This is a genomic window from Runella sp. SP2 (genome assembly GCF_003711225.1).
Lineage (GTDB): Bacteria > Bacteroidota > Bacteroidia > Cytophagales > Spirosomataceae > Runella.
In genome coordinates, this window is sequence record NZ_CP031030.1 from 4,829,254 (window position 1) to 4,849,389 (window position 20,136).

At 44.3% G+C, this 20,136-nt stretch carries 17 protein-coding genes; 12 read left to right on the plus strand and 5 right to left on the minus strand.

Annotated features, from left to right (window positions below; translation table 11 throughout):
* Positions 1 to 24: 24 nt before the first annotated feature.
* Positions 25 to 1,425 carry a hypothetical protein gene (locus DTQ70_RS19340; protein ID WP_122932330.1) on the minus strand — a complete coding sequence of 467 codons (1,401 nt, stop codon included), beginning with the start codon at positions 1,423 to 1,425 and terminating at the stop codon, positions 25 to 27.
* Between the two features lie 106 nt (positions 1,426 to 1,531).
* Between DTQ70_RS19340 and DTQ70_RS19345 the strand changes: the two genes are divergently transcribed.
* From DTQ70_RS19345 to DTQ70_RS19375, 7 genes are all read left to right on the plus strand, one after another.
* Entirely contained in the window at positions 1,532 to 1,765 is a 234-nt protein-coding gene (locus tag DTQ70_RS19345; protein WP_122932331.1) for a helix-turn-helix domain-containing protein, read from the plus strand.
* Between the two features lie 257 nt (positions 1,766 to 2,022).
* Positions 2,023 to 2,949 (plus strand): AraC family transcriptional regulator, encoded by a 927-nt coding sequence (locus DTQ70_RS19350; RefSeq protein ID WP_122932332.1) that lies wholly within the window; start codon positions 2,023 to 2,025, stop codon positions 2,947 to 2,949.
* A gap of 142 nt (positions 2,950 to 3,091) precedes the next feature.
* Positions 3,092 to 3,793, plus strand: coding sequence for a membrane or secreted protein (locus DTQ70_RS19355; RefSeq protein WP_164490117.1), 702 nt, complete (start codon positions 3,092 to 3,094; stop codon positions 3,791 to 3,793).
* 154 nt (positions 3,794 to 3,947) lie between these two features.
* The gene (gene murF / locus DTQ70_RS19360; RefSeq protein ID WP_122932334.1) at positions 3,948 to 5,231 is read left to right on the plus strand and encodes a UDP-N-acetylmuramoyl-tripeptide--D-alanyl-D-alanine ligase; all 1,284 of its coding nucleotides are present in this window, start codon (positions 3,948 to 3,950) and stop codon (positions 5,229 to 5,231) included.
* A gap of 172 nt (positions 5,232 to 5,403) precedes the next feature.
* On the plus strand, positions 5,404 to 5,748 hold the full coding sequence (locus DTQ70_RS19365) for a XisI protein (protein WP_122932335.1): 345 nt from the start codon (positions 5,404 to 5,406) through the stop codon (positions 5,746 to 5,748).
* Between the two features lie 118 nt (positions 5,749 to 5,866).
* Entirely contained in the window at positions 5,867 to 7,774 is a 1,908-nt protein-coding gene (locus DTQ70_RS19370; RefSeq protein ID WP_122932336.1) for an amidophosphoribosyltransferase, read from the plus strand.
* A 93-nt stretch (positions 7,775 to 7,867) separates the two neighbouring features.
* Positions 7,868 to 8,791: a sugar phosphate isomerase/epimerase gene (locus DTQ70_RS19375; protein ID WP_122932337.1), complete on the plus strand. Its 924-nt coding sequence runs from the start codon at positions 7,868 to 7,870 to the stop codon at positions 8,789 to 8,791.
* 1 nt (position 8,792) lies between these two features.
* Here the strand turns inward: DTQ70_RS19375 and DTQ70_RS19380 are convergent, their stop codons facing one another.
* On the minus strand, positions 8,793 to 9,221 hold the full coding sequence (locus tag DTQ70_RS19380; RefSeq protein WP_122932338.1) for a hypothetical protein: 429 nt from the start codon (positions 9,219 to 9,221) through the stop codon (positions 8,793 to 8,795).
* A gap of 141 nt (positions 9,222 to 9,362) precedes the next feature.
* On the opposite strand from DTQ70_RS19380, the gene DTQ70_RS19385 reads away from it, so the two are divergent.
* From DTQ70_RS19385 to DTQ70_RS19405, 5 genes are all read left to right on the plus strand, one after another.
* Positions 9,363 to 10,358, plus strand: coding sequence for an SDR family NAD(P)-dependent oxidoreductase (locus DTQ70_RS19385; protein WP_122932339.1), 996 nt, complete (start codon positions 9,363 to 9,365; stop codon positions 10,356 to 10,358).
* Between the two features lie 37 nt (positions 10,359 to 10,395).
* On the plus strand, positions 10,396 to 11,667 hold the full coding sequence (locus tag DTQ70_RS19390; protein WP_122932340.1) for a metallophosphoesterase: 1,272 nt from the start codon (positions 10,396 to 10,398) through the stop codon (positions 11,665 to 11,667).
* Between the two features lie 13 nt (positions 11,668 to 11,680).
* On the plus strand, positions 11,681 to 12,502 hold the full coding sequence (locus DTQ70_RS19395; RefSeq protein WP_122932341.1) for an AraC family transcriptional regulator: 822 nt from the start codon (positions 11,681 to 11,683) through the stop codon (positions 12,500 to 12,502).
* A gap of 136 nt (positions 12,503 to 12,638) precedes the next feature.
* Positions 12,639 to 13,955: a S41 family peptidase gene (locus tag DTQ70_RS19400; RefSeq protein WP_164490118.1), complete on the plus strand. Its 1,317-nt coding sequence runs from the start codon at positions 12,639 to 12,641 to the stop codon at positions 13,953 to 13,955.
* Positions 13,956 to 13,991: 36 nt separating this feature from the next.
* The gene (locus tag DTQ70_RS19405) at positions 13,992 to 15,593 is read left to right on the plus strand and encodes a sensor histidine kinase (RefSeq protein WP_229599969.1); all 1,602 of its coding nucleotides are present in this window, start codon (positions 13,992 to 13,994) and stop codon (positions 15,591 to 15,593) included.
* A gap of 15 nt (positions 15,594 to 15,608) precedes the next feature.
* Here the strand turns inward: DTQ70_RS19405 and DTQ70_RS19410 are convergent, their stop codons facing one another.
* The 3 genes from DTQ70_RS19410 to DTQ70_RS19420 form a co-directional block, all read right to left on the minus strand.
* Positions 15,609 to 18,068, minus strand: a complete 2,460-nt coding sequence (locus DTQ70_RS19410) for a TonB-dependent receptor domain-containing protein (protein WP_409050417.1) — start codon at positions 18,066 to 18,068, stop codon at positions 15,609 to 15,611.
* Between the two features lie 201 nt (positions 18,069 to 18,269).
* Positions 18,270 to 18,770: a heme-binding domain-containing protein gene (locus DTQ70_RS19415; protein ID WP_122932344.1), complete on the minus strand. Its 501-nt coding sequence runs from the start codon at positions 18,768 to 18,770 to the stop codon at positions 18,270 to 18,272.
* The gene (locus DTQ70_RS19420) at positions 18,767 to 20,053 is read right to left on the minus strand and encodes a sialidase family protein (RefSeq protein ID WP_229599970.1); all 1,287 of its coding nucleotides are present in this window, start codon (positions 20,051 to 20,053) and stop codon (positions 18,767 to 18,769) included. The genes DTQ70_RS19415 and DTQ70_RS19420 overlap by 4 nt, the downstream gene beginning before the upstream one ends.
* Positions 20,054 to 20,136 lie beyond the last annotated feature (83 nt).

The window sequence follows — 20,136 nt, forward strand, 5'->3', positions numbered from 1 at the left end:
ACTATGAAGTTATTATCAATCAAACTAATTGCAAGGATTTGCACCTAAAGTCCTATTATAACCATACTTGGCTCCATGAGACAAAGCTTGGTTTACATCAAAATCTGCACCATAAGCATTCTTAACATTACTATCAAAATACGCAGGATCAGAGTTTTTAACATCTGCTAAACCATTTATTGTTATAGCCCTCGCATCAAACTGTGAAATACCTGTAATACTCTGCAAAGCATCCGCCAACTCTTGAAGGTCTTTTGCTAACATTTCTCTGTGCTCAAGTTGAGTTCCTGCAGGAAACGCTATAGCAAAAGGGTCGTGAACTCCATACTTAACATGCATAAACTCATGTAAAATAATAGCAATTCCATATTCCTTTGAAAAGTTCAACATTTCATTTGGCTTAAACCGTATCTCAGTTTTTCCTGAAGGTGAAAATTGCGAACGTATAGTTGCTGCTGGAAAAGGCATGCTCTCATCCACCAAAAACTTCATTTGTGCTTGCGTTACCCCGCCCCCAAAATAATCTTCAATCCATTGTGCAGCTCTAGATTTTGGCCCTTGTAAATTTTTTTGTAGCCCATCCTTTAACAATTCTTCAATGCAGGGATATGCTTCTAGCGCAGAATAATCAATTTCTATTATCGACTGTGCTGGTTCAATTGGTACACCCCCTCCACTTCCTCCACCTATGGCATCCATAATGTTGTAATTTCCTGGTTGTAAATTTGAACCACTGTAAGTGCACACCATTCCTGTTGTCGTATGCAAAATTACCGTCACATCTACACAGTTTGTTCCACACCCACTTACTTCAACCGTTTGATAAACTATTGGTACTTGGATACAAGATTGGACACGAGCTTGTTTAGGTTGCTCAACGTCAAAACTCCTTTCTACTTTTCCATTTTTGTATTCTACCCCCGCTTTTAGATTACCCATTACATCACAAATGAAGACCCAACCATCAAATTTCTTTAAGTCTTTCGGCTTATTGCCTTTTTTAATACCTTTACTGTCGTTTGGTAAAAATTGAAGAAGTCGTGCCTCATTTTCACCTTTCTGGTTCTTAAATACCACAATACCTTCTTCGGCAATTACTAAATCTTCTTTACTTGCTTTGTTTTTCCCTTCTCCAAGAATACCAACAGCTAACTTTTTTCTATCCCCATATAAAACTGGTGTGTAAATATAGTTACTATTACCCTTTTTGAAAATTTGAGTTTGCTTCCAAGGAACTATTCTTTGTACGTCATTTGGAGACGCCCCTCTACGTAGCCCTGCTGCATAAGTTTTAAGATACCAATCCCGTGCTTCATCTACACTAAGTTCTTTAAGTAGAGACACTTGCGAATCTACCAAATTAGTTCTACATGAAGACACTACAACCATAAAAAAAGTTAGCATTAGCAAAAAATGTGTTTTCATAGTTTTAAAGTTTAATTGTTAGTTAAAACAAAAATATAAAGAATACGAAAAAATACAACATATATGTTCTGATTTTTTTTAATAGGTTTTTGTCGCTTTGCAAACCATGCAAAACGTCAAAAATTCCGTTTTTCTTAAGCTTATAGGAGAGCGAATCAGAGCTTTGAGGAAAGAGCGTGGGTTATCTCAAGTTGACTTAGGCGTTTTGATTGGAAACCACGGTGAACAAATAGGTCGTATAGAAAGGGGCGAGTTAAATGTCACAATATGTACTCTAAAAATAATTGCAGAAGGGTTAAAGGTGAAGTTAAAAGACCTGATTGATATTGAAGGCCACTAACAAAGTGTTTGAATAGTACCTCAGAAATACAAAAATTGGTGATAGCCCGAGAATTGCAAAAAGCCTGAATAATCCAATTTTAAGGGGTTTTTCAAAAAAAAAGTGCGCGTTTCCTTGCGGGATTCGCGCACTTTTTTTTATATTGAAAAAAATTCCACACTTGTATTAGATTTGTACAATTATTAGTTTTGTACAAATTTTCAGAAAAACGCTAATTTTGCATTTACTTAAACGGGACGCACTTAACCCATTTTCAAATGGAAGATTATAATAAAATCATCGAATCGCTGGGAGTGAAGTTCATCAAGGCTCGTCACATCCGGATGTTGCAAACTATTACCATTAAAAACTTTTATGACGTAGAGAACTCCTTGATGATTCTTTACGACGGGGAAGTGTCTTTTGGCAACGAAAAAATCGAAGTTGGGGACATGCTTTTTATACCAGGAGGAAAGCACGCCACTGTTACTTACAGCAGCGGTGACAACGTGCAACCAAAGGTAGTAAGCAACGAAGAGTTCTTGACCCGCCGCGAATTGTATTTCGATACACTGCGCGACTCGTCACAAGTGGGCAAAATACCTCACTCATTTGGGCTTGTGGCCTTTGACGCCAAGGTATTTGACTCGGTCAACTTCTTTACGTCGTTGGACATTCCGCCGTTTATCATCAAGCATAACGCCTACCTTGGTCGTTTGATTGGTGAGATTTTGCAGGAAGATTTTAACGACGTGGCAGGACGCGGACGTATCATCAAAATTAAAACCGAAGAACTTGCAATTGAAGTTATTCGCTACATTTTGAAAAACCGTCTGTTTGTGGAGCAATTGGTCACCAACAGTACCTACTTCAAAGACCCTCGTTTGATTGATATTTTTGCCTACATCAAAGACAATTTGGGAGGCGATTTGTCGAACAAGGTATTGGCCAACGTCGCCAACGTATCGGAAGATTACGTAGGTCAGTATTTCAAAATGTTGACCCAAATCAACCCACAAGACTACATCGAATACCAACGGATGGAAGAAGCCGTTAATTTGCTTCGTACGTCGAAGAAAAGTATTCGTGCCATCGGTGCTGAAGTTGGCTACAAAGACACGGCCTATTTTTGCCGTCGTTTCAAAATGATGTTCGGCATTCCAGCGGGCAAAATGCGCCGCCGCGAATCGCTCATGAACGTCTAATTTTCATGGCATTTTCATCGCTGACAGTACAAGTGAAAAAATGAATTACCCAATAAAGCAACTTTCATTCATGAGAGTTGCTTTATTGTTTCTGGGAGGTTTTGGATTAACTTTGCTCAAAATAAAAAAACCTTTCACTCGTATGAAAACACTATTTCGCTTCTCTTGCTGGATGTTAGGTATGGGGCTTTTGCTCAGTTCCCCCACATTTGCCCAATTAAAAGGCACTTGGCAGCAAAAAAGTGACGATGGAATCATCACTTCGCTCATTTGCTCGGACGACTACTTGATGATGACTCGCTACAAAGAAAAAGAGTTTATTTATACCGAAGGCGGAACGTACAAAATCACCAACGGCACCATTGCCTACAAAAGCGAGTTCAATTCTGCGGATACCTCCAGAGTCGGCAAGACCTTAAATTTCAAAATAACGATTTCGGGAAAAAAATTATCGGTTGAAAACGTAGGTGAATGGCAACAAATGGACGACGGTAGCACACCTGCCTCGGCCTTGTACCGTATCACAGGCCGCATGGGCAACGACGGGAACATTGCTCCCATGCAACGTGGCCCCCGTAAAACCCTCAAAATGCTCACAGGAACGCGTTTTCAATGGGCAGCCATCAACCCCGAAACCAAGCAGTTTTCGGGTACGGGCGGCGGTAGTTATGTTATCAAAGACGGAAAATACACCGAAACAATTGAATTTTTTAGCCGCGACAATAGCCGCGTAGGTGCATCCCTCACCTTTGATTACGAACTCAAAGACGGCAAAGATTGGCACCACAGTGGCCTAAGCAGCGCAGGGGCTAAGATTTACGAAGTCTGGAGTAAGGAGCAGTAGTGCAAGGGGCACAAGGCAAATGTGCAAAGGGCAAGGGGCAAATATGCCGTGTGGAGGGTTTCTCAAAACCCGACCTCCCGTGAAGAGAGTTTCTCAAAACCCGACCCTCCGCGCAGTAACCCTTTTTAAAAACATAAAATGAAGTTAAACGCAAATGACGATTTCTCAATTATACGATTGCTTTTTGGCCTGTAATGGCGTTTCAACTGATACCCGACAAATTGTTGAAGGCTGTTTGTTTGTAGCCCTGCGGGGAGATAAGTTTGATGGAAATGTTTATGCCAAAGATGCGTTAGAAAAAGGAGCAAAATACGCCATTGTGGATAACTCTGAATACGCTGTGGATAACCGTTTCCTGTTGGTGGAAAACAGTTTAGAAGCGCTTCAACAATTGGCCAACCACCACCGTCGTCAACTCAACATCCCAGTAGTAGGCTTGACAGGTTCCAATGGAAAAACCACTACAAAAGAGCTGATTGCGGCCGTTTTAAGTAAAAAATTTCGCACTTACGCTACCAAAGGCAATCTTAATAACCACATCGGTGTGCCGCTCACGCTATTGGCCATCGACAAAAGTTACGAAATGGCCGTCGTAGAAATGGGTGCCAACCACCAAAAAGAAATTGCCCTTCTCAGCAGCATCGCCGAGCCTACCCACGGCATGATTACCAACATTGGCAAAGCCCATTTGGAAGGTTTTGGAGGAATTGAAGGAGTCCGCAAAGGCAAAGGAGAATTATTTGATTGGCTTTCGACTTCGGGCGGTACGGTGTTTGTCAACGGCGCCAATGCGACCCTCCAAGAAATGGCCAACGAGCGCAATTTTAGTGAAAAGGTACTTTACCTAGCCGATGCCACTGCCCCGCAACTGTTAGAAGATACTCCTTTGGTGATTTACCAAGATGCCCACCAACAAACCGTTCATACGCATCTGACGGGCCGGTACAATTTTGAAAATATCGCCGCAGCTTTGGCGATTGGCGCTTATTTTGGCGTTTCGGATCAAGATGCCAACGCCGCCGTCGCAGAGTACAATCCGACGAATAATCGCTCTCAAATCATTCAAAAAGGAAGCAATACCGTAATTATGGACGCTTACAACGCCAACCCCTCTTCTATGGCAGCCGCTATTGAAAACTTTGGGAAGTTGAAAGCCGAGCGTAAAATGGTAATTTTGGGAGATATGCTCGAACTAGGCGACGAATCGCCCACGGAACACTTAGCACTGGGAAAATTGGTAGCGGCGCAAAAATTTGACGTTGTCATTTTGGCGGGGAAGCTCATGAAAGATGCCTTGTCTGCTTTGCCAAAAGCCTATTATTTCCCCGATAAATTCTCATTACACAACTGGGTTATTGATCATCCTCAACAAAACACCCATGTGCTTATCAAAGGCTCAAGAGGAATGGGATTAGAGACCGTTGTTCCGTATTTGTAGGTATTAAATTGCAATCATAACATGGCGCGCGATAAATTCCATTTCATCTTTATCTGGCCATGCCCGAAGACGTCTATGACATTTTACTTAATGATGATTTTGGACGTCTTACTATTGAAGAAGAAAAACTCAAAATAATTTTGTTTCGACCTATTGAAAAGGATATTTCAAGATGGATACAATAGAGCACTATAAATCAATCATCAAGAAAGTTCTCAAAAATCACGCTTCTGGTTATCAAATGCCCAATACCGAAGAATATACTGAGCAACTAATCATTGACGATGAACATGGCCATTACCTTCTTATGGGAGTTGGTTGGCAACAGTATAAGCGTTTACATGGTATTAATTTACATATTGACATTATTGGTGAAAAAGTCTATATCCAGCAGGATTGGACTGAACGAGGAATTGCCTTAGAGTTAGAAGAGCAAGGTATCCCCAAAAAAGACATTGTGTTGGCTTTCCATGCGCCCTATCGGCGGCCATTAATCGAAGAATACGCCGTTCGTTAAATTGCATTAATCATTTACCTTTTTATATTTTTCAACTTTCTTGTAATTTAACACAAGGTTTTGGAATCTGATTTCTTAACTTTGTGTTAACAATCCGTCACACACTTCATACTCTCTGATGAGCGACGTAATCAAGCACGAATGTGGTATTGCCCTCATTCGCCTCCGGAAGCCGTTTCAATATTATATTGACAAATACGGCACACCCCTCTACGCAGTTTACAAATTACACACCTTGATGGAAAAACAGGTCAACCGCGGTCAAGATGGCGCGGGTGTAGCCAACATCAAGCTCGAAGTTCCGCCAGGGCACCGCTACATTAGCCGTTACCGTTCGGTCGACCAACAACCTGTCGCAGAGATTTTTACGAAAGTCCAGAAGAAATTCAAAAAGGCTTTCAAAGAACTCAAAGGCGACGATAAAGACCTTCGCTACGACGCTAAATGGCTACAAGAAAACGTGGCATTTACGGGCGAGGTTTGGTTAGGTCACCTTCGCTACGGTACCCACGGGGCCAACGAAATCGAGAACTGCCACCCCATGCTCCGTCAAAATAGTTGGCGTAGCCGCAACTTGGTAGTAGCAGGGAACTTCAACATGACCAACGTTGACACGCTTTTCAACAAGCTTGTTTCGCTGGGACAGCACCCCAAAGACCGCGTGGACACGGTGACGGTAATGGAAAAAATCGGGCACTTCTTGGACGAAGAAAACCAGCGCGTTTTTGACCGTTTCAAGGGAATTTACGAAAATCCCGACCTCTCCGACGTCATTGAAGACAACATGGACATGGTGCGCGTGCTTCACCGCTCATGTCGCGATTTCGACGGTGGCTTTGCCATGTGTGGAATGACAGGCTCGGGACAAGCGTTTGTGGTTCGTGACCCATCGGGTATCCGCCCTGCGTATTATTATGCCGACGACGAAGTTGTGGTAGTTGCGTCCGAAAAACCTGCCATCAAGGCCGCTTTCAACGCCAACTACGCCGACATTCAAGAAATAAAACCTGGTCATGCGCTCATCATCGACAAATATGGCGAGTACGATCAGCACCAAATTTTAAAGCCGCTCGAAAAACGTTCTTGTAGTTTTGAGCGGATTTATTTTTCTAGGGCCTCTGATCCAGATATTTACCACGAACGTAAGCAACTTGGTCAGCTTCTGATTCCGCAGATTTTGCAGGAAGTAGATTACGACCTCGAAAATACCGTCTTCTCTTACATTCCGAACACGGCCGAAACCGCCTTTTTTGGATTGATTGAAGGCTTGGAAGACTATTTGGCCAAACAACGCAAAAAAGCCGTTGCCGATGGCAATCTCTCCCCTGAAGAATTGGACAAAATTCTTTCGTTCCGCCCAAGGATTGAGAAATTGGTGTCGAAAGACGTTAAACAACGAACCTTCATTACCAGTGATGAGGCCCGCGACGAAATGGTATCGCACGTGTATGACATGACCTACGAGGTAGTGAAAAAAGGCGTCGATACAATTGTGGTCGTGGATGATTCTATCGTGCGGGGTACTACCCTCGAAAAGAGTATCTTGCGTTTGCTCGACCGCCTTGGACCTAAGAAAATCATTATTGTATCGTCGGCTCCGCAAATCCGCTATCCCGATTGCTACGGTATTGATATGTCGAAGGTGAAAGATTTTGTGGCGTTCCGTGCCGCTTTGCAATTGCTCAAAGAACGCGGCCTCGATAACCTTCGCGAAGAAGTATATGCCCAATGCGTTGCCGCATTGGAAACGGGAAATGCCACGCAGCAAAACTACGTCAAGGCGCTTTTTGATCAGTTTACAGACGAAGAAGTATCGCGCAAAGTAGCCGAAATTGTTCGTCCCAAAGACCTCAAGGCCGAATTGTCGATTCTTTTCCAAACGGTTGAAAACCTGCACAAAGCCTGCCCCAACCACAGCGGTGACTGGTATTTCACAGGAAATTATCCAACCCCTGGCGGAAACCGCGTTGTGAACAAAGCCTACGTCAATTTCTACGAAGGACGGGGCGTAGTGAGAGCTTACTAACCCTACTTTGAAACAACCATACCCTCCCCTGTTCGTCACGGCGAATGGGGGATTTTTTATAGTAGTTTAAAGCCTTGGCAATCTTCTTGATGTATGTTTCCGCTTTCACGTCGCCGATTTTTACAGTCAGCTGGTAGTTTGGCCAGCATGGCTTTACTGCCTTCCTTTCGGATAGCTGCACAGCCGTTGTACCTTGGTGGTCCTATTTTTTTAAAAAGCGAAGACCCCGTCGAATTAGCCAAAGAACATCGGCGGTTGGGATATAGTGCAGCTTACGTTCCCAAAGTAGAATTAAAAGATAGCGTCCGCATCGCGGCTTTGCGGAAGGCATTTGCGGAGCAGAATGTCCTCATCGCAGAAGTAGGGGCATGGGTCAACATGCTAGACCAAGATGCCGAAAAACGCAAGAAAAATAGAGAATACGTCACCGAACGCCTCGCTTTGGCCGAAGAAATTGGCGCGTTGACCTGCATCGACATCGCGGGCTCGTACAACCCCAAACAATGGGACGGCCCCGACGCCCGCAACCTTACCAAAGAATATTTTGACGCAACGGTCGAAAATTGCCGTGCCGTCATCGACGCCGTTAAGCCCAAAAAAGCCAAATTTGCCCTCGAAATGATGGGATGGAGCTTGCCCAACGATGCTGATTCCTGTTTAAAATTCATCAAAGCCATTGACCGACCTGCTTTCGCGGCGCATATCGACATCGCCAACATCATCAACTCTCCCGAACGGTTTTATCAAAATAAAGCATTGATCAACGATACCTTCAAAAAACTGGGGAAATGGGTTGTGTCTTGCCACGCCAAAGATGTCGTGGGAAAAGATGTGCATTTCGCCGAAACCATGCCTGGGCGCGGTGGCATGGACTACGTGACTTACCTGCGAAACGTAACCGCACTTCCGCGCGCCGTTCCGCTCATGCTAGAACACCTACGCACACCCGAAGAATACGATGAAGCGCGGTTGTTTGTCATGAAAATAGCCAAAGAAACAGGAATCCCACTGGCCTAGGCTAATCCTCACGCACATACCTGCTGCGGTTGGAACTAACACAAAGGTTCAGAATAAACGTATCTTCCGACCACTCGATGTCCCAAGTAGCGCAACCAATGCAATCTACTAGCGCACACATTGGGTTGTTGGGAATCGCGCTTTTGGGAACAATTTCAAAACGTTTTCCATTGACGGTCAATGCCGCAGGAGCGCAACACAATTCCTGTCCATTACCCGTTAGCAGTACACCATCTTCGCGAATAAGAATATAATTCGCCGTTGAGGCGTTGATACTGGTCAACGTCCATTCTTTCTTCCCATTGACGGTCGATTCATACGCCTCCAAACGCCACTTGCCTACCAAGGGCGCAATGGTTTCGGGAACAACTGCTTTTGGCTTACAGCCTCCTAACGCAACAATCAACAGCAAAAAAATAACTGGTTTCATCGGGCTTCGTCTCTTTTATAACAAGACGTTTTAGAGAACGTTTTCGTTGGAACGGCCTTTTAAACAAAGCATATTCGGTCTTTTAAACAAAGTCCCCAAAAAATCACTGCCCTACCTTTGTCCCATCAAAAACAACAAAAAATGGGACACAACAATTATCAAGGAGCGTTACAGAAACCGATAGGTTCAGGATTTAACGCAGCATCTACAACCAATGATGTCATCAAAGGGATTGACCTTACGGGAAAAATTGCCATTGTGACGGGGGGAAACACGGGCATCGGCTTAGAAACGGTCAGAACACTCGCTGCCGCAGGTGCCACCGTCATCGTACCCGCAAGAGACGTAACAAAGGCAAAACGAAATTTAGCAGGCATCCCGCGTGTTGAATTAGAAACCATGGATTTGATAGCCCCTGAGTCCATTGATGCTTTTGCCAAAAAATTCGTCGCGTCGGGTCGCCCCCTTCATTTACTTATCCACAATGCAGGCATTATGTGGGTGCCACTTCGCAGAGATAGTCGGGGAGTTGAATCTCAACTAGCGACTAATTATCTGGCGCAGTTTCAGCTTACGGCAAGGCTGTGGCCTGCGCTGGTAGCCGCCCGTGGGGCAAGGGTCATCAACGTATCGTCCGACGGACATCGCTTTGCCCCCTTTCACTTTGATGATCCCAATTTCCTCCACCGCGATTATGAAACCCTCCAAGGCTATGGTCAATCCAAAACAGCCAGCAATCTTTTTGCCCTTGAGTTAGATTACCGTGGCAAATCGTCTCAGGTACGCGCTTACTCCCTCCACCCAGGCTCTATCCATGGCACGGAATTGGGCAGGGAAGCTCCCATAGAGCTGTTTCAACAAATGGGTTTTTGCGATGCAGACGGAAATTTATTTCCCGAAATAGTCGCTTCGCTAAAGACCATTTCGCAAGGAGCTGCCACCACGGTTTGGTGCGCTACCAGTTCGATGCTCAACGATATTGGGGGCGTGTATTGCGAAGATTCAGATGTAGCTGAATTATCAACTGACGCCTCTCAATCAGGCGGTGTACAACTTTATTCCTTGGACGAGGCCAATGCCAAACGCCTTTGGGAGTTAAGCGAGACGTTAACAGGTATTCAATTTCAAATGACTTAATCGACAAATACGCCATTCAAACCCTTGATTTTCAACCATGACTGCCAGCAAATACATCGTTATTCCGATTCTTAGCTGCCTATTACTCCTTATTGATTGGTACGTATGGCAAGCCGTAAAAATAGTTTTTCAGAACAGCACAGTCCAAGTACAGCAGTTTGTCAAATGGGCTTTTTGGAGCCTTACTACAATCATTATTTTCGGTTTATGGCTTTACAATTTTGCTCCCCCCGACACCTTAGGGCGCCGCTTACGAACCGCAATTTTATTCAGTTTGTTTGCCGTTTATGGTTCCAAACTGCTATCCGTTACCCTCATTTTTTTAGGAGATGCTGCTCGTTTTTTTACTTGGGCAAAAGGGCAGTTTTTCCCAAACAATGAACTGCCACAGGTACTCTCCGAAAGTCCTGACACGATTACTCGTTCGGAATTTTTGATGAAAACGGCCTTAGTTGCCGCCTCCGTTCCTGCCGCAGCCCTGACGTGGGGTATTTTGTCAGGGGCGCACGACTACCGTGTTCGTCGGGTAAAATTAGCCATCAAAAACCTGCCTCGATCGTTTGAAGGCATGGCGATAGGGCAAATCTCAGACATTCATTCAGGGTCTTTTTTTAACAAAATCGCTGTAAAAGGAGGCATAGAGCTACTGCTCAAAGAAAAGCCCGATATGGTGTTTTTTACGGGGGATTTGGTAAACGACCGCGCCACGGAAGTAAACGATTATGTACATCTCTTTGATAAAATAAAAGCCCCGCTGGGTGTTTACAGCACACTTGGCAACCACGACTACGGAGCTTATGCTGGCTGGCCAAACCCTCAAGCCAAAAAACAAAACCTAGACGACGTCAAGAAAGCCCATAAAGTACTTGGCTACGACTTGCTAACAGACGACCGTCGAATCATCAAGCTAGGGAGTGAAAGATTAGCCATCATTGGGGTAGAAAACATTTCAGCCAACGAGTCAATTTTCCCAAATAATGGTAACTTACAACGCGCAATTGTAGGCACAGAAGAGGCTTCGATCAAACTCTTACTGAGCCACGACCCTACCCACTGGGATATGGAAGTAAACACCCAATACCCCGATATTGATGTCATGTTTAGCGGCCATACGCACGGACTGCAATTGGGTGTAACGATTGGCGATAAGACCTATTCGCCCGCCCAATGGCAGTACAAACAGTGGGGCGGTTTATACAAAAAGGGCAATCAGCAGTTGTATGTCAATCGTGGATTTGGGTATTTAGGCTTTCCTGGGCGAGTAGGGATGCCTCCCGAAATCACAATCTTTGAATTAGCCAGCGCATAAAAACAGTTGAGCAATGGAACACGTATCGAAACATTTAACTCCCGAAATAAAACTCTCGTGTTACGAGGACAAGTTTTTTAAGTCTGAAATTGTCTTTGACCAACACATGCTGGTGTGGTTTATTTCGGGAGAAACCAAGATTGTGCAAGCAGAAGCCACGCATCGCTTTCAAACGGGAGATATTTTTCTCATTCCGAGAAATAAACCCGCCACCATTATCAATTACCCCAAAGACGGCTTGCCCCACAAAACGGTTGTGATGCTTTTGACTACCCAAATTCTGAGGGATTTTTACAAACACATTGACGTAAAGACCAAAATAACGGCCGTACCCAAAATTCGCAGTTTTACGCATCATCCTTTGTTGGAGAGCTGCCTAGCGTCATTGATTCCTTACTTTGAGATGAAAGAGCCCTTTCCCGACTATCTGGCGTCGTTGAAACTGACCGAAGCCATCAGTATTTTAAGAACCCTTGACCCAGAAGTAGATAGCATACTCGCCAATTTTGACGACCCGTATAAAGTCGATTTGATTGGTTTTATGGAAAAAAACTACATGTTCAACATGCCCATTGAGAAATTTGGCTACCTCACAGGCAGAAGTTTAACGACTTTCAAACGCGATTTTAAGCGAGCGTTCAACACTACTCCCCAAAAATGGCTCACGCAAAAACGGCTCGAATTGGCCCATTTTCAAATTGCTGAACGAAAATTAAAGCCGCTTGAAGCCTGTTACGAAACGGGGTTTGAAAACCTCTCGCATTTTTCGTTTGCCTTTAAAAAACACTTTGGCTACACGCCGACTGACGTATTCTCAAAATCTTTTCACGTATAAATAACAATCTAATCTGCCCTTTCTGCCCCAAATTTGACTGGATTCGTCACAGATTTTACATAGGCGTGGCTACTGATTCTACTTTTGATTAGCTTTTTTATGGCGTATCAAGCAAAGTAAACCAATGCCCCGTCAAATGAATCACCCAATCTTGACTTTATTAATTCTACCGCTACTTGGGAAAACCTTATTTGCCCAAGAAAAAGGGAAGCAACTCGACGGCTTAGTCATTCAGAAATCCCTTCAAAGTATCAGTACGGCTATCCAAGAAAAGTACGTTTACCCTGATAAGGCGTTACTAATTACCAATTTTCTAACCAGCCAATATAAGTTAGGGAAATATAGTCAACTGACGTCTCTTAAAGATTTGGCGGATAACCTTACCGAAGACATCCATTCTATCCACCATGACAAGCATTTACGCATTGAGTACGACATAAAATTGGAACAAGATATTATCCGTTTTAACAATTCACAAGAGGGCAAAAAAGAAATAACTGAACTAGACATTTCTAACGAAAAATCACAAAATTTTTTCTTTAGAAAACTTGAAATTTTACCATCAAACATCGGCTATATCGAGTTTACAAACTTCGCTTTACCAAGCGAAGAAGCCCAAAAGACCATTCGGAGTGCGATGCAGTTTCTTTCGCATACCGATGCTTTAATTATTGATTTGCGCAACAACCGTGGAGGAAGTGGCAAATCGAACAATTTGCTGGGGTATTTTTTTAAAGAAAAAACAAAAACAGGCAGAAATTTCAATCGCCTAACAAACACTTGGACAGAAAACTTTATTGCGCCTGCGGATTTTTTCCTTGATATACCTGTTTACGTCCTAACAAGTAAAAGAACGTTTTCTGCGGCAGAAGGCTTCGCTTACATCTTACAAAACCAGCACAATGCCGTTGTGGTAGGAGAATCTACAAGTGGTGGTGCCCATCTAACCCGAAGTTTTAGTTTAGGAAATGGATTGGTAGGGTTTATCCCTTATTTACGAAGTGAGAATGAAAAAACGCATACCGATTGGGAAGGCACAGGGGTTATTCCTGAGGTACGTACAGAGGCTAAAAATGCGTTACTTTTTGCTCACAACAAACTGTTGGAGAACAAACTAAAAAATGCCAACGCAAATGAGAAAAGCAAGATACAATGGCTTATCAACTACAATCAATCCAAAACTGCTACAATTGTTCTGGACAGTGCCAAACTTGCTAGGTTTACGGGGCGTTTTGCCGAATTTGAAATTACGAAACAAGGTACTAATCTCTACTTTAGGGATGTAAATCAAAGCAATAAAACACCCTTTCAAATGACTCCCATTTCGCTAACATTATTTCAGGTAGGCGAAGATTATCAGGTAGAATTTATGAATGAGTCGGGAGGGCAATTCCAATCCATTAATCTAAGTTGGAGTGATGGGTGGGCCGAAAAAATAGACAAAAAACAGTAACCAATTAACAGCCATTTTTCTTAACCAATCATCGCTATGACCATCGAACGTTTTCGCACTTTTGAGCTTTGGGGAATCAGCCTTTTAACGGCTATTTATTTGCTCATTGCTGTTTCTACCGATTACAGCCAGTATATCAACGTCTTGCGTATTATTAATGCCGACGAAGAAAACCGCATTTTTTTGAGTTATAACTGGTGGACTAACGGCTTCTTGCCCTTTCTGAATATTGGTTTAGGAGTCTGGAGTTGTTGGTTTATCCAATCTCAGTACGTCGTCAGGCTATGGCAACGAGACGAACAACTTAAAGCGCTCTTGGCATTGACTGCCGCAGGCTTTTTATTGCTGGCTGGGGTTTGGAGTTACTTGTTTTTGCACGACGAATTGGTGTTTCGTCACGATAAAAACTACAACATCATCGGGGCTAAACTCTACAACTTGTTTCGCCTGCGCAACGTGGCCATGATTTCGAGTGGTCTTTTCCTTTCTACGTCTATTTACACCGTCCTTTCGCAGCTATACCAGTGGGTGTTGCAACATCAACCCGAGGAAGAAAATGCGCTCACTTATCAAATCATAAAAGAAGGAAGCATTCTGGCATTGGTTGGATTTGTGGCTTTTGCCAGCTTTCAAATTTTGACCAACGATATGTTTATTATTCCAGGTTTTATGTGGGTGCTTGGGTCGTACTTGCACGTCTATTTGTACCACCATCATTTTATCCGTTGGAGAGGTTTTCGTTTTTACCGCTACCCCGAGAGTCGGGCGGCAATCCAAAAAGTATTACTTCTGTTTGGAGCCAGTTTGGTCGTAAGTTTTATTGGAAATCTTGTTCATATTTTATTCAAAATCTATCACCCTTACGTGGTGTTTCCTGTACAAGTAGAAGGCGTTTTTATGTTAAGTCTTGTTGCTTGGATTGGGGCGATTGTGGTCACCATTATGCGGCAGTTGATGGTAAAACCGTTGGAAACCAGCCTCAACCGCAACCAAGCGGAGTTGTCGGCGTTACGGGCGCAAATCAACCCACACTTTTTATTTAACGCCATGAATACCCTTTACGCCACGTCTATTGAAGAAAATGCCGAACGCACCTCGCAAGGAATCCAGCAACTGTCGGACATGATGCGGTTTATGATGCACGAAAACAACCAAGACCAAATCGACATTCGACAAGAGGTGCAATATTTGCGCAACTACGTTGATTTACAGCGCCTTCGCATCAGCGAATCCGACAAATTTGAGTTAAAAATTGAGCTTGACGACTCGCTTTGTTTGCGCTCAGTAGCACCCATGATGCTCATTCCTTTTGTGGAAAATGCCTTCAAACACGGCGTAAGTTTGCGCAATCATTCGTGGATTTTTGTAAAACTCCACTGTGATACCGAAAAGCTCCACTTTACGGTCAACAACAGCCTACATCCGCGCAGCGACCAAGACCCCGAGAAATACTCATCGGGCATCGGGCTCGTCAATGTTCGCAAACGCTTGGAGCTTCTTTACCCCAATCGCCATCATTTACTGATTCATCAGACGGAAAAGGAATTTTCGGTCAGCCTAGAAATTGCCATTAATTCCAAAAAAATACGTACCAAAAAGCCATCACGCATCGCAGGTCTTTTTTCTTTTTTGGCGTAGTTTCCCTCGCCTCTTCTACCCTTCCTCGCCGCTAATTAAGCTCTTTTGCTTTTTGGTGCCAGCGGCTTGGTTGAGGCGATACATAACGGTCAGGTTGATTTGGCGAGCACGCATCCCAAAAGTTCCTTCTGAGTAGAAGTTTAAGCCTTCGGTAATGGTACGCATATAGCGCGAGTTAAACACGTCGATGACGTTGCAAGTAAGCGTGCCTTTGCCTTTGAGAATTTCTTTGCTAAACGCCAAGTCAACAAATGTACGGGACTTACGGCTTCCTTGCGGAAGTTGCTGAGGTGCTTCATAATTGGCACGGACTTGCAAATCAGTGCCTTTAGCAAGCGTAAAACGTGACGTTTGGCGGGCAAACCAGCTGTAAGTATCGGCTTTGAAGGTCGCGTCGAGGTTTTGGCCGTTGGTAATGGCGCGGAAAAAGTTAAAGTTGAGGTCTAATTTCCACCACTTAAACGGCGTGTAATTGCTCGTAAATTCAGCCCCGTACGCATCTTCTGTGGCCAAGTTTTCGGGACGGGTATTTGAAACTCCCTGCGCGTCCACCCGACGAATACGGAGTACTTTTCCGTTGGTATGACGATAATACACCGACGACGTAAACGACCCTTTTTCAAAATAATAGATGTGTCCTAAATCAAACGAGTTGGTAAATTCAGGATTCAAATCGGGGTTTCCTGAGAAAAAGTTACGTTGATCCGACAAGGTCACGTACGGGCTCAAGTCGTTGTAAGTTGGCCGCCGCACCCGACGGCTATAGCTCACCTGAAAGGCGTTGTCAGGATTGAGGTTGTAAGTAAAGTGTGCACTTGGAAATAAGTTGCTGTACTTACGAGGATTGGTTTGGTTGGTTTCCCGCAAAATCGTCGTTACGTCCGTAATCTCAGCCCGCAAACCCGCTTGGTAGCTAAATTTCTTGGTTTTATTTCCCAAAATCCCGTAAACTCCGTGGATATTTTCTTTGTAAATGAAATAGTTATCCAAGCCTGGTAAGGCGTCAAAACCGCCTTGGGCGTTTTGTTGGGTTACGATATAGTCATTGACCATATCACGAAAACTAGAACGAATCCCTGTTTCAAATTTGCCATCTTTCCCAATGGGCTGCACGTAGTCTAAGGTCGCAATGAGTTGATTTTCGTACTCATCGTTTAGTGATTTTTGAAGCAACGAGCCTTGTTTATTCGGCGTTCCGTCGGCAAATCGGCTGTTTTGGGTATAAGTTTGGTCAGAACGCTCCCAATAGGTCAAATAACGCACATCTGCAATCAACTCCTGATTTTTGCGATTATACGTTTTTTTATACGTCACCGAATACTCCGAATACGGCTCGGCTTCGGTTTCGCGCTGTTGGCGGTCGGTGATGGTTCGCAGGTTCGACAAAGAATTGATATAATCTTTATACGTATTGTCGGTAATCCGCAGCACGTCCGTCCGACGGAATTGGTACGAAGCCGTCAGGATATTTTTTTCGTTGAAAAAATAATCCAAGCCACCGCGAATGGTATTGGCAATGGTTTTGACGTTTCCGCTGGTATTTTGTTGCAAAATCGCCGTGGTATCCTTGCCATACACCTCTTGGTACAACCGTCCTGCCGAAATCGGCACACGGTACGCAATGCCGTAGTTGAGGAAGAAATTAAGCTTGTTTTTGCGATAATTGATATTGGCCGCCACTCCGTAGTTGGGTCGGAAACCCGTCACTACTTCAAACGAGCCATTGATGCCCTGTTTACGCTCTTTTTTGAGGACAATATTGATAATTCCCGACAGACCTTCGGCCTCGTACCGCGCCGATGGATTGGTGATGATTTCGACACGCTCAATCTGATTACCTTGCAATTGCTGCAAACCTGCCCCGCCCTTAAAACTCACTAATCCTGACGGTTTTCCGTCAATCAAAATCCGTACGCCATCGCTTCCGCGTAGTTTCACATTTCCTTCCGTATCGACCGACACCGAGGGTACGTTGCTCAAAATATCAATCGCCGTTCCACCCGCGTTGGCAAGGTCTTTACCTACGTTGAATATTTTTTTGTCCAACGCCAATTCCATCGAGCTCTTTTCGGCTTGTACCACCACTTCGTCCAACGTTCGGGCAGAGGCGGCTATTTTCAGCGTTCCTAGGTCATGCGAAGGTTGTTCTTTGGAAAGCGTAAATGTGCTGGTTTTAAAGGACTTGTAGCCAATAAACTCGACCACCGCATAGAATTGCCCATAGGGAACATCCACGGTCAGTTGGCCTTTATCGTCGGTAATAGCCCCCGAAATGAGCGTACTGTCGGTACTTTTTAGGATTCTAATGGTCGCATACGACAACGGTGCGTTGGTTTGTGCGTCGGTGACAATGCCCTTGACTTTCGCCAATTTTTGGGCATTTTGGGCTTGTAATGAAGTAAAGCCCAACAACGAAAGGCTCACTAAAACAACAAATTTTGTAAAAAAGGGGGTGGAGATAATCGTTTTCATCATACTGTACTAAAGAAAAAGCCAAAGGTTTTGTACTCATACAAAAGCCCCGAAAAGTCATATTTTCGAGGCTTTGTAAGCTTTTTAGCTGTCGTCGGGTTGTGAGCAACCCTCTGCACGTCAGCGTCGGGGTGTGAGCACCCCTCCACACAATAGTCGGGTTGTGAGCACCCTCCACACGTAAGCAACCCTCTGCACTGCGCGTTACTTCCCTTGTGGGCGGCGCAACACAAGACTATCGGCAGGGTACTGCGCTTTGAGCGAGTCCATGTTGGTTTGTGCCCAGTTGATAAGGGTTTGTTTTTGCGCTTCGGTCAATTTAGCTCCTGAATGTAGCCCAAAATAAGTGTAAGACTCCAGCGGCATTTCTCCTTCTTTAATCATCTCGATGGTTTCTTCAAACTTATGGTTTTGGTACGCCACCGAGCGCGACGTAAAGTTTGAAAAATTGAGATGCCGCTTTCCGTCGGTGACGTGGTGATCCAAAAACCAAGCCACAGGCTGAATGTTTGAATACCACGGATATTCGGTTTTATTGCTGTGGCAATCGTCACACGCTACTTTCAAAAGGCTTTTTACGTCCGCAGGAACGGCATATTTGGTCGAAACGTCGTACGTACGGTCGTCAGAAATATTTTTCTCAGGTCGGATAAATTGGATGAGAATCAAAACCGCTCCCAAACCAATCAAAATTTTGTTTTTCATAGTGATACGTAGCTAAATTTTAAACTGTTTTTGCCGTCAGCTTGCTTTGCTTCGTAAGCTACAACCAACTGATTACCAAGAACAATCCCAGTTGAATTGGTCGCATTGGTGGCGTCTGCTATCCACGTTGTTTCTGACACTTGCCCTTCCGCAATTTTACGATACGCAATCTGAGTTGGCGTACCTTCACCTTTACTTTGTTCCCAGAGCATCACTGCCGAATTTCCATTGCTGGTCAAGGCGGGATTTTTGGCAGAAGCCTCGGTCAAGACAAAGAATTTCTTCCCCTCTCTCGTCGTTAGGCGAATCCCTTTTTCTTGGTCAGAACCCGAAAACCACGCCAAAAGCTCACTTTTGCCGTACTGCGTCGAAATCGCTCCGCTGTGAGGGCAACCCATGATTTTCCAGTTGTCATTATAAACAATCGCTGACTTTGAAAACGTAGCTGCGTTATCCGTCGAAATCAAACGTGCCATGTCGCGAATATCGTCGTTGTTGTCGCGATAAACCACCGTAAACGCTCCGTTCGCATCCACCGACAAATTGATAGGGCAACAATCGCACACCACCGCATCCAATAAACGTTCAGGCTGCATTACGCCTCCTTTTGAGACGACCAAACGCAAATCCCGTTCTTCGTGTTTGGTGCTATTGGCCACGTCTTTCAAGTACGCCACGGCGATTTCATCGTTTGGCAAAACCACTGCATCAAAGAAACCACGCACAATTCCTTGTTTAGGATCAGAATCCACCGACTGCGGCGCTGTCCACGTAGTCCCTCCGTCTTTGGAAACACAATACACAATGTTAGAAGAACGACCTCCTCCGCGTCCTGAAGCGGGTGCGGCCCCAGCTTCTCCACGGTTGGAAAACACCGCTACAAAGCTGCCATCCTTTTTAGAAAGCACTTTGGCACGCATCATACGGCTATTACCAATGCCGTTACCACTAAAAATGGTCTTCTTTTCCGCAAATGTTTTGCCTTTATCTTTTGAAAACGCTACGCAGAAAGAGGTCATTCCTGAAACATCTTTTTCAGTCCACGAAAGCATCAATTCCCCTCTGGGAGTTTCGGCCAACAAAGGCATGGAGTAGGTTTTCGTTGGGTCAAGGTCGATGGGGGAAACAGCAAAGTTGGTATTGGTAGAAACCCAAGTTGTAAATTCGGGCGTACTTTCACCGTGACAAATAACAATTTCGGAGGGCGTCGGCGTGGCTGTTGGGAAAAAACTCCCCAATACGCCTACCAACACGAGCGGAAGAAATGCGCTTACATTCATCATTTTACTAAAAGGTTTGATTAAAAAAAGAGTAAGTAGCTAACAATCACTGAAACGAAAGTATTCCTTTTCTGAGTGATTCAAAG